Below are 10,162 nucleotides of genomic sequence, written 5' to 3'. Positions count from 1 at the left end.
TCCAGCGGCGTGGTGCGCGCCAGCAGCAGGATCTTGTTGGCGACCTGCGCGGTGGATATCCAGACCTTCTGGCCGTTGACGACATATTTGTCGCCCTTGCGCACCGCGCGGGTCTTCAACTGCGTGGTGTTGAGGCCGGTGTTCGGTTCGGTCACCGCAAAACATGACTTGTCGCGGCCGTCGATGATCGGCGGCAACATGCGCGTGCACTGCTCCTTGGTGCCGAACACGACGACCGGATTGAGCCCGAACACGTTCATGTGCACGGCCGATGCACCGGACATGCCGGCGCCCGATTCCGCGATGGTCCGCATCATGATCGCGGCGTCGGTGATGCCAAGGCCCGAGCCGCCATATTCCTCGGGGATGCAGATGCCGAGCCAGCCGGCATCCGCCAGCGCGCGATGGAAGTCGGCGGGATAGCCGCCCTCCTTGTCCTTCTTCAGCCAATAGGCATCGTCGAAGCGCGAGCAGATCTTGCCGACCGCGTCGCGGATCGATTCCTGGTTGGCAGACAGCGCAAAATCCATCTATCCCGTCCTATGTATTCGGTGCGTTCCGGGTGACACCGTCGCGCACGAGCGCTGCGATCTCATCGGACGTAAGACCAGCCTCTTGCAAAATTGCCGCGCTGTGCTCGCTGAGGCGCGGCGCCAGCCGCTGCGTCTCGACCGGCGTCTCGGAAAACCGCGCCGAGGGCCTCATGTTGCGGATGCGCCCCTCGGTCGGGTGATCGACCACGGGGGCGAAATTGGTCGCGACGATGTGGGGATCGTCGAGCAAGGTCTCGAGATCATGCATCGGCATCACAGGCACATCCGCCTTTTCCAGGATCGCCATCCACTCGGCGGTGGTCCTGGTTTCGAGGATGCGCGCGAGTTCGGCATAGACAATATCGATATTGCCGGCGCGGCCGGCGAAAGTCGCAAATTTCGGATCGACGCGAAGATCGTCGCGCCCGGTGGCGTCGAAGAAATTCTGCCACTGCTTGTCGTTATAGACGATCACGCAGATATAGCCGTCGGATGTCTTGTACGGCCTGCGGTCCGGCGACAGATGCCGCGCATAGCCGCCCTTGTCGAGCGGCGGCTCATAGGTCAATCCGCCCATGTGGTCGCCCATCACGAAGCCCGCCATGGTCTCGAACATCGGGATGTCGACCCGCTGGCCGCGCCCGGTGCGGTTGCGATCGACGAGGCTGGCGCAGATCGCGCCAACCGCCGTCAGTCCCACGATCCGGTCGACCAGCGCGTTGGGGACGTAGCGCGGCACGCCGTCGGCGGTCTGCGCCATCAACGCCGGCAGCGCGGTCGCGCCCTGGATCAGATCGTCATAGGCGGGCTTGGCCGCATAGGGTCCGTCCTGGCCGAAGCCGAACACGCCGGCATAGATCAGGCGCGGATTGATTTCCGACACCACGTCGTAGCCGAGATTCAGCCGTGCCATCGCCTGCGGGCGCACATTGTATACCAGGACATCGGCTGATTTGATCAGCCGCAGCACGACGTCGCGCCCGGCCGGCTTCTTCAGATCGAGGCAGATCGAGCGCTTGTTGCGGTTGGTGTTGAGGAACACCGGTCCCATGCCGGCATGCCGCGTCGGCCCAATCTGCCGCGTGACGTCGCCATCATGGGATTCGATCTTGATGACGTCGGCGCCGTAGTCGCCGAGCGTCTGGGTTGCGTAGGGCCCCATCAGCACGGTCGTCATGTCGATGACCTTGATATCAGCCAATGGTCCCATGGATCGCGCTGCTCCCGCCATGCGGCCATTCCCGGCCTGCAATTGTGACCGCCAAGTAACGGCAGGCCCTTGCGAAGATCAAGGCGCGCCCAGGGTATGGCCGTATGCGCGCGGCAGCGGCTACTTCTTCGAGGCCTCGTTTTTGGCTCTGATGTCGCGCTCCGCGGTGAGGCGTTCCAGCTCTTCATTCTGCTGGCTGAGACGGTCGGCGATGCGCGCTTCGTTCTGTTCGCCGGAGGCGGCCGCGGCCTGCTCGATCAGCTGCCGGATATTGTCTTCGAGTATCCTGATCCGGTTGTTCAGTTCTGACGAAGACAGCGAACTTTCATTGCTCATGACGCACGCTCCGGAAGCCTCTGGGATGGGCAACGCAAGGCGTGCCCAACCAACCTTGTCCGACGGCACTAAACGGCTGGCGTCGGCGCAAGCGCGCCTCTGCCCAGCCCCTACCGTAGCACGTTTCGCGGCTACTTCACCGGCTCCAGCACGGAAACGTAGTTCGCCACCGCCGCGCCGCCCATGTTGAAGATGCCGCCGAGCCTGGCGTTCTTGAGCTGCATGCCTTCGGGGGCCTGGCCAACGAGCTGCATCGCGGTCATCACATGCATGGAGACGCCGGTGGCGCCGATCGGGTGGCCCTTCGACTTGAGGCCACCGGAGGGATTGATGGGCAGCTTGCCGTCCTTCTGGGTCCAGCCTTCCTTGATGGCACGAGCGCCCTGCCCTCGCGGCGTCAGGCCCATCGCTTCGTATTCGATCAGTTCGGCGACGGTGAAGCAGTCGTGGGTTTCGACAAAGGAGAGATCGGAAAGCTGCAGGCCGGCCTGCGCCAGCGCGCGCTGCCAGGCCACCGTGCAGCCCTCGAACTGCAGGATGTCGCGCTTGGACATCGGCAGGAAGTCCTGCGCATGCGCGGTGGCGCGGAAGTTCACCGCCTTGCCCATGCTCTTCGCGCTCTCCGAATCCATCAGCACAAGCGCCGCCGCACCGTCAGACACCAGCGAGCAGTCGGTGCGCTTCAGGGGGCCGGCGACGAACGGGTTCTTCTCGCTCTCGGCGCGGCAGAACTCGTAGCCGAAATCCTTGCGCATCTGCGCATACGGATTGGCGACGCCGTTCTTGTGGTTCTTGGCGGCGATCATCGCAAGCGCATCCGACTGGTCGCCATATTTCTGGAAGTAGCTCTGCGCGATCTTGCCGAACACGCCGGCAAAACCGCCGACGGTGTCGCCATCCTCGGGCAGATAGGACGCCTTCAGGAGGTTACGGCCGATCTCGGCCGATGGCGTCCGCGTCATCTGTTCGACGCCGACCACCAGCACGGTCCGCGCCGCGCCCGCAGCGATCGCCCGGATGCCCTGATGCACCGCCGCAGAACCGGTGGCGCAGGCGTTCTCGACCCGGGTGGCCGGCTTGAAGCGCAGCCTGGGATCGGCCTGCAGCACCAGCGAGGCCGTGAAATCCTGCTGCGAGAAGCCGGCATTGAAATGCCCGAGCACGATCTCGTCGACGTCTTCAGCGGAAATGCCGGCATCCGCCAGCGCTTCGGTCGCAACCTTCACCACGAGGCTCTCGACGGTCTCGGCGTCGAACTTGCCGAATGGCGTATGCGCCCATCCCACGATGCTGGCTGTCATGGTCGTTCTCCCTTGTTTCGGTTTCGGGAGACTTTGTAACCCATTAGCAAACAGACTTCACGCCGGTTTCAGCGATTTCAGGGTCCGCGCGCACATGGCGGTTATGCCGGCCCAGTTGCCGGACCGGATGTCCGCCGCCGGGCAGAGCCAGGAGCCGCCGACCGCGACCACGTTCGGCTCGGCCAGCCAGGCCGCTGCATTGGCCTCGCCGATGCCGCCGGTCGGGCACACCCTGATGTGCGGGAACGGCCCCGCCAGCGCCCGAAGTGCCTTGATACCGCCGGCCTGCTCGGCGGGGAAGAATTTGACGAGATCGAAGCCGGCCGCCAGCGCCTGCATCAGTTCGGAGGCGGTCGCGATCCCCGGCGCAAATGGCAGGTCGCTCGCCGCGGCCGCCCTCAACAGCTCCGGCGTCGCGCCGGGGCTGATGCCGAATTTGGCGCCGAGCGCCCTTGCCCGCGCCAGATCGTCGCCGTTCAGGATGGTGCCGATGCCGACGATGGCGTCGGGCACCTCCGCGATCATGGCCCTGGCGGCCTCGACGGCGACCGGCGTTCGCAAGGTGACTTCGAGCACGCGCACGCCGCCCGCGACCAGCGCGCGCGCCAGCGGCACCGCATCTTCCAGCCGTTCGATGGTCAGCACGGGGATCACGGTCGCTGACCTGAAGATGGCGGCGACTTGTTCCTGCCTTGCGGCTGCGGTCATGGCGATGCCTCAACGAGAATTGGCGTGGTTCGGGATGAGGCCGGACGGCATCTCCGCGCGCGGGATGATCGCGCCGGGATGACATACCACAACGCCAGCCAGGCGATGCCCCGCGCAGGCGGCCTCGATCGGATCGGCGCCCGCCAGGCGCGCGGCCACATAGGCGGCGGCGAAACTGTCGCCGGCCGCGGTCGTATCGACGATGGGCTCCTCCACCGGCTTGGCCTTGATCGGATAAGGAACGCCTTCCAGGCGCACGATGCTCGCCGGCTCAGACAGTTTCAACACCACTTCCGTGCCCGGGATCCGCGCCAGCAGGGTTTCATTGCTCACGCCCGGATAGAGCGGAAGCAGATCTTCCGTCGACGCCAGCACGATATCGGCTGCGGCGAATGCCTGCTGGAACACCGTGCGGGCGACGTCGAGATCGGGCCAGCCGCGCGCGCGGAAATTGGTATCGAACGCGAAACGTGCGCCGGCTTGACGCGCGCGCTCGAGCGCCGCAAACAACCGTGTCCTACCTTCCGCGCCATAGAGCGAGAGCGTGATCGCGGAGAGGTAGACGATGTCATAGCGACCCAGCGCATCGAGTATCTCCGGCGTCTGCGGTAGATCCATCAGGCTGCGCGCCGCCGCGCTGTCGCGCCAGTGGAAGAAGCGCCGCTCGCCTCTCTCGTCGGTCTGGATCATGTAGAGGCCAGGCAATTTTCCCGGCAGTCGCGCCACAAGCTGTGTCTCGATCCCTTCTGCCGCCCAGCCCGCGATCATCTCGTCGCTCAACGCATCGTCGCCGAGCGCGGTGATGTAATCGACGCCGACGCCGAGGCGGGCGAGATAGACCGCGGTGTTGAGCGTGTCACCGCCAAAGCCGCGCGAGAACAGGCCGGCCTCGGTCCCGGCTCCAGTCCCTTGGGCCTGCTTCAGCTCGATCATGCATTCGCCGACACAGGCTACCCTGGTCATGACCGCATCTGTCTGTACCGGCGTGAAGTCACATCAGGCCACGAACTTGCCGCCGAGCTCATCCTCGATATGAATCCGGATGATATCGTCGAAGGTCTTCTCGGCGGTGGTGAAGCCGAGCTTGAGCGCGCGGTCGGTGACGAAGTCGCGTGGCCAGCCCGAGACGATCCCGATGATGGTCGGATCGGGCACCCGCTTGATCCGCGCGGTAACGTTCTTGCCGGCTACTCGGTCGAGCGCCGCGATCTGCTCGCCGACGGTCGCCGACAGGCCGGGCATGCTGAGATTGCGCCGCGGCCCCATCGCATTGAGGTCCATGGTGCCGGCATGAACGAGGAAGCCGACCGCCGATTTCGGCGAGGCGTGCCAGTGCCGCACGTCTTCGGAGACCGGCAGCACCGCCTCTTCGCCCGCCAGCGGCTCGCGAATGATATTGGAGAAGAAGCCGGACGCCGCCTTGTTAGGCTTGCCGGGCCGCACGCAGATCGTCGGCAGGCGGATCGAGATGCCGTCGAGCAGGCCCTTGCGGGTGTAGTCGTTGATCAGGAGTTCGCAGATCGACTTCTGCGTGCCGTAGCTCGTCAGCGGCGTGTGGAAGAATTCGTCGCCGATCTTTTCCGGGAACGGCGCGCCGAACACCGCAATCGACGACGTGAACACCAGCCGCGGCTTGTAGCCGCCGCCGGCGTGGCGGATCGCATCGATCAGGTAGCGCGTGCCGTCCAGATTGATCCGGTAGCCCTTGTCGAACTCGGCCTCGGCCTCGCCGGAGACGATCGCGGCAAGATGAAAGATCACCTCCGGCCGGTGCGCGATCAGCGGTTCGGCCGCGCCAGGGTCGGCAAAATCGGAAGCCACCACGCTGATCGGGATCGAGGCATTGGCAGGCTTGGTAGGCGCGACCACGTCCTGCAGGGTCATGCGGGTGATTTCGTGGCTGCCGAGGCGGCCGTCGCGCAGCAGCCGTTCGGTCAGCTTGCGGCCCACCATGCCGGCGGCACCGAGAACTAGAATGTGCAACACCCGTCTCCTTTTTATTCTTCTATGGCTCTTTCAAGCGAAGTGGGTACCGGTTCGCGTGAAGACGCGTCAAGAGATGATGTTTCAGACCCGGGCCTGAAGCGCTTACTCTTTCACGGCTCCCGTCATCGCCGACACATAATGCTCGACGAAGAAGGCGTATAGGATAACCAGCGGCAGCGAGCCGGCCAGCGCGCCCGCCATCAGCGAGCCCCAGCGGTAGACGTCGCCGTCGACGAACTCGTTGACGATTGCGACCGGCACGGTCTTGTTCGCGGTCGATTGCAGGAAGGTGAGCGCGTAGATGAACTCGTTCCAGCACAGCGTGAAGCAGAAGATGAACGCCGAGATCAGGCCCGGGATCGCCAGCGGCAGCACGATCTTGACCAGGATCTGCCAGCGGCTGGCGCCGTCAATCAGCGCGCACTCCTCCAGCTCGAACGGGATGGTCTTGAAATAGCCCATCAGCAGCCAGGTCGAGAAAGGAATGAGGATGGTCGGATAGGTCAGGATCAGCGCCAGCGGCGAGTCGAACAGGCCGTACTGGAACACGACGGTGGCGAGCGGAATGAACAGGATCGAGGGCGGGACGAGATAGGCCAGGAAAATCAGGCCGCCGACGACGCTGGCGCCCTTGTAGCGCAGGCGCACGATCGCATAGGCGGCGAGCACCGAGGCTGCAATCGACAGCACGGTGGCGCCGACTGCGACATACATCGTGTTCCACAGCCACATCGGATAGTGGCTCTCGAACAGCAGCTTGTAGAAATGCTTGAAGGTCGGATTCCAGGTCCAGAACGGGCTGTAGGTCTCCAGATCGATCAGTTGCTCGTCGGGTTTGATCGACGTCAGCGCCATCCAGTAGAACGGGAACAACAGGATGAAGACGATGATCGACAGCGGCAGATAAAGCGTCACCAGCCGGCGCGGCACCGACTGCAGATAACTCATGCCCTCGCTGTTATCGACCCGCGCGGGCGTGGCCATGATGGTCTTGAGGTCGACCTTGCTTGCCGGGAGATCAGTCATTGTTCTCTCCCTGCTGCCACTTGCGGCAGCGCGCGCGGGGCCTGCCCCGTTCGCGCCAAAGAAAGATCAGCGGCGCGGAGATCAGTCATTGTTCTCTCCCTGCTGCCACTTGCGGCGCTGCAGTCCGAACCAGGACACCATGATGGCGGCCAGGAGGAACGGGATCATGGCGCTGGAGATCGCGGCGCCCTCCCCGAGTTGGCCCGCGATGATCGCGCGCTGGTAGGACAAGGTGGCCATCAAATGCGTCGCGTTGACCGGGCCGCCACGGGTCATCGCCCAGATCAACTGGAAGTCCGTGAAGGTGAACAGCACCGAAAACGTCATCACGACCGCGATGATCGGCGTCAGCAAGGGATAGGTGATGTGGCGGAACATCTGCCAGCGCGATGCGCCGTCCAGCGTCGCCGCCTCATAGAGCGAGGGCGACACGGTCTGCAGGCCCGCGAGCAGCGTGATCGCGACGAACGGCACGCCGCGCCAGATATTGGCAAAGATCACGCAGATCCGCGCCCACGTGGTGTCGCCGAGGAAATTGATGTTGTGGTCGATCAGGCCAAGGTGTCTCAGCGACCAGGAAATGATCGAGAATTGCGCGTCGAATATCCACCAGAAGGCCAGCGCCGACAGCACCGTCGGCACGATGAACGGGATCAGCACGGCGGCGCGCAGCATCGCCTTGAACGGCATGTGCTCGTTGAGCAGCAAGGCCAGATACAGGCCGATGGCGAATTTGATGGCACTGGCGACGAAGGTGTAAAGCAGCGTGTTGAACACCGACAGCCAGAAGATGGAGTCGTCCCACAGCCATAGGTAGTTCTCGAAGCCGATGAACTGCCCGACGCGGCCGATCTTGGTGTCGGTGAACGACAGCCAGATGCCGAGCCCGAGCGGATAGGCCAGGAAGAAGATCAGGAACGCCATCGCCGGCATCATGAACCAGATACCGAGCCAGTTCTTGTTGTGCTTGATCTGGTCCCACGACGTCGCCTCGCGGATCTGCGTTTTGGCTTTCGCCGGCGAAAGTGCGATGTCAGCCATGAGCCGGGTTTCCTCTGGCCAATCCTTTGGGGCCAATCCTGGCGGGCTTGTAACGATGCCCGCTAACGTCGGTCGAACGGGCGGCGGACCAGCCGCCGCCCGCGCTCGCACCTTAGCGATAGATGCGCTTCAACTGCCGCTCGGCTTCCGCCATGGCGCCCTTGGCATCCTTGGCGCCGGTGCAGTAGTTGGCGAACATGTCGACCACGATGAAGTCGGCGATCGCGGTCGCCGCCTTCTCGCCGACCTTGCCGATGCCGGAGGCCGGCAACGCGCGCTTGGAGGCCTCGGCGAACACGGCATTCTTCGGATCGGCCGTCCACACCGGCGCAGCGTCATAGGCATTGAGCGTGTGGGTCAGATAGCCCCGCGCGCCGGTCAGCCATTTGTCGTAGTTCTCCTTCTCCAGCATGAAGGCGACGAAAGCCTTCGCCGCGTTCGGATACTTGGTGAAGTTGAACGCCAGGATCGGCACCGCCAGTTGCAGTTCGGTCGGCTTGCCGATCGGCCCGACCGGCCACAGCGCGTGGTAGGTGTCCTCGGCCAGATCCTTCATCTTCGGATCGTCTTTCGCGGCCACGTAGATCGAGATGCCGTTCGCGGTGCAGAACAATTCGCCCGCCAGGAACGCCTTGTTGTTGGAGCCGTCGTTCCACGACGCCGTGCCGGGAATGAAGGTCTCGGAGAGCGCCTTGCAGTAGTCCAGCGCCTTCGCGGTCTCCGGCGAGTTGATGATGACCTTGTCGTCCTTGTCGACGGTCCAGGCGTTGTGGCCCCAGAGGATCCAGTGCAGCCAGGCGTTGGCGTCGCCGGAAGCATGGCCGAGCGCGAAGCCTGCCGGCGTGTTGTTCTTCTTCAACGCCTTGCTCATTTCGAGGAAGCCCGCAAAGTCCTTCGGGAATTCCTTGAAGCCGGCCTTGTCGGTCGCGGACTTGCGGTACGTCATGTAGCCGCCGATGGTGGCGACGGGAATGCCGAGCCAGTCATTGCCGAGCATGCAGGTCTTCTGCGCAGCGTCGGTCCAGCCGCCGTACTTCTTGCCGAGGTGATCGGCAACGTCGTTCATCTTCAGGACCTTGGTCGGGAAGAGCTGCGGCAGCGTGTGCAGGCCCCAGGCGAGATCGAGGCCCGAGCCGGTGTTGGCGGCAACCGAGGCCTTCGGCTGCACGTCCTCGAACGATTCCGAGAACACGTTCATCTCGGTGCCGGTCGCGGCCTTGAATGCGGCCACCATGGCATTGAACGCGTCGTCTTCGGCCGGTACGAAGCGCTTCCAGCGCATCACCGTGAGCTTGGCGCCCGGCTCTGCCTTCCAGGGCGAGGTTTGCGCCCAAGCCTTGGCAAAGTCGAACAGCGCGGGTCCCGTCAGGGCACCGGCCGCCGCCAGCGCCGTGCCGCCCTGCAAAAGCGAGCGACGTGTAAAGTCGTGCATAGGTTCTTCCTCCCGATATTTTTTGTATTTTGAGCCTTTCCGTCGTTCCTGGTGTTCTTCTTCGTTCCCGATTGAGTTTCGGGTTTCAGCCATTCAGTCGCTTGCCGGACGTCTCGTCGAACAAATGCACGAGCGACGGATCTGGCCTGAGCCGGATCTTGTCGCCCGGACTGAATTGATGCCGCTCACGGAACACGGCAACCACCTGCTCCCCGCCGAGCTTGGCGAAGACCTGGGTTTCCGAACCGGTCGGCTCGACCACGACGATTTCGGCCTCGGCGCCGTCGTCGGCGATTGTGAAGTGTTCGGGCCGCACGCCGTAGACGGCCGGCTGCCCCTCGGAATTGGCGGGCGCCGATTTCAGCGGCAGCTTGACGCCGTTCGGACCCTCGAACATGGCGCTGCCGTTCGACTTCACCTTGCCCTTGAGGAAATTCATCGCCGGCGAGCCGATGAAGCCCGCAACGAACTGGTTGGCCGGTGTGTCGTAGAGTTCGAGCGGGGTGCCCATCTGCTCGACGATGCCGTCATGCATGACCACGATCTTGTCGGCCATGGTCATGGCCTCGATCTGGTCGTGGGTGACGTA

The 10,162-nt window shown here is 64.0% G+C and carries 11 protein-coding genes; all 11 read right to left on the bottom strand.

The annotated features are described in order from the left end of the window. Positions 1-530, bottom strand: a 530-nt coding sequence (locus V7E26_RS27160; RefSeq protein WP_324422297.1) for an acyl-CoA dehydrogenase family protein, incomplete at its 3' end; no start/stop codon positions are given. 10 nt (positions 531-540) lie between these two features. Next, positions 541-1,743: a CaiB/BaiF CoA transferase family protein gene (locus V7E26_RS27155; RefSeq protein WP_324422295.1), complete on the bottom strand. Its 1,203-nt coding sequence runs from the start codon at positions 1,741-1,743 to the stop codon at positions 541-543. 120 nt (positions 1,744-1,863) lie between these two features. After that, positions 1,864-2,079: a hypothetical protein gene (locus V7E26_RS27150; protein ID WP_324422293.1), complete on the bottom strand. Its 216-nt coding sequence runs from the start codon at positions 2,077-2,079 to the stop codon at positions 1,864-1,866. 131 nt (positions 2,080-2,210) lie between these two features. Continuing rightward, positions 2,211-3,380: an acetyl-CoA acetyltransferase gene (locus V7E26_RS27145; protein WP_324422291.1), complete on the bottom strand. Its 1,170-nt coding sequence runs from the start codon at positions 3,378-3,380 to the stop codon at positions 2,211-2,213. A gap of 57 nt (positions 3,381-3,437) precedes the next feature. After that, positions 3,438-4,088 (bottom strand): bifunctional 4-hydroxy-2-oxoglutarate aldolase/2-dehydro-3-deoxy-phosphogluconate aldolase, encoded by a 651-nt coding sequence (gene eda, locus V7E26_RS27140; RefSeq protein ID WP_324422290.1) that lies wholly within the window; start codon positions 4,086-4,088, stop codon positions 3,438-3,440. Between the two features lie 9 nt (positions 4,089-4,097). Continuing rightward, entirely contained in the window at positions 4,098-5,051 is a 954-nt protein-coding gene (locus tag V7E26_RS27135; RefSeq protein WP_324422288.1) for a sugar kinase, read from the bottom strand. Between the two features lie 33 nt (positions 5,052-5,084). Beyond that, positions 5,085-6,071, bottom strand: coding sequence for a D-erythronate dehydrogenase (gene denD, locus V7E26_RS27130; protein ID WP_324422286.1), 987 nt, complete (start codon positions 6,069-6,071; stop codon positions 5,085-5,087). A gap of 105 nt (positions 6,072-6,176) precedes the next feature. After that, complete coding sequence (locus tag V7E26_RS27125) at positions 6,177-7,100, bottom strand: carbohydrate ABC transporter permease (protein ID WP_324422284.1); 924 nt, start codon at positions 7,098-7,100, stop codon at positions 6,177-6,179. 81 nt (positions 7,101-7,181) lie between these two features. Further along, positions 7,182-8,141, bottom strand: a complete 960-nt coding sequence (locus V7E26_RS27120; RefSeq protein ID WP_324422282.1) for a carbohydrate ABC transporter permease — start codon at positions 8,139-8,141, stop codon at positions 7,182-7,184. 112 nt (positions 8,142-8,253) lie between these two features. Further along, positions 8,254-9,573, bottom strand: a complete 1,320-nt coding sequence (locus V7E26_RS27115; RefSeq protein ID WP_324422280.1) for an ABC transporter substrate-binding protein — start codon at positions 9,571-9,573, stop codon at positions 8,254-8,256. Between the two features lie 85 nt (positions 9,574-9,658). After that, on the bottom strand, positions 9,659-10,162 hold a 504-nt coding region (locus V7E26_RS27110; protein WP_324422278.1), incomplete at its 5' end, for an ABC transporter ATP-binding protein.

Source organism: Bradyrhizobium sp., from assembly GCF_036735945.1.
Taxonomy (GTDB): domain Bacteria; phylum Pseudomonadota; class Alphaproteobacteria; order Rhizobiales; family Xanthobacteraceae; genus Bradyrhizobium.
The sequence above is the reverse complement of the archived record's forward strand: the minus strand, read 5'-3'. Positions and strand labels throughout refer to the sequence as shown.

Excerpts from the sequence above, each read along its gene's own strand:
- V7E26_RS27145 (WP_324422291.1), bottom strand. The coding sequence starts at position 3,380 with ATGACAGCCAGCATCGTGGGATGGGCGCATACGCCATTCGGCAAGTTC.
- eda (WP_324422290.1), bottom strand. The coding sequence starts at position 4,088 with ATGACCGCAGCCGCAAGGCAGGAACAAGTCGCCGCCATCTTCAGGTCA.
- V7E26_RS27155 (WP_324422295.1), bottom strand. The coding sequence starts at position 1,743 with ATGGGACCATTGGCTGATATCAAGGTCATCGACATGACGACCGTGCTG.
- V7E26_RS27150 (WP_324422293.1), bottom strand. The coding sequence starts at position 2,079 with ATGAGCAATGAAAGTTCGCTGTCTTCGTCAGAACTGAACAACCGGATC.
- V7E26_RS27120 (WP_324422282.1), bottom strand. The coding sequence starts at position 8,141 with ATGGCTGACATCGCACTTTCGCCGGCGAAAGCCAAAACGCAGATCCGC.
- V7E26_RS27135 (WP_324422288.1), bottom strand. The coding sequence starts at position 5,051 with ATGACCAGGGTAGCCTGTGTCGGCGAATGCATGATCGAGCTGAAGCAG.
- V7E26_RS27125 (WP_324422284.1), bottom strand. The coding sequence starts at position 7,100 with ATGACTGATCTCCCGGCAAGCAAGGTCGACCTCAAGACCATCATGGCC.
- V7E26_RS27115 (WP_324422280.1), bottom strand. The coding sequence starts at position 9,573 with ATGCACGACTTTACACGTCGCTCGCTTTTGCAGGGCGGCACGGCGCTG.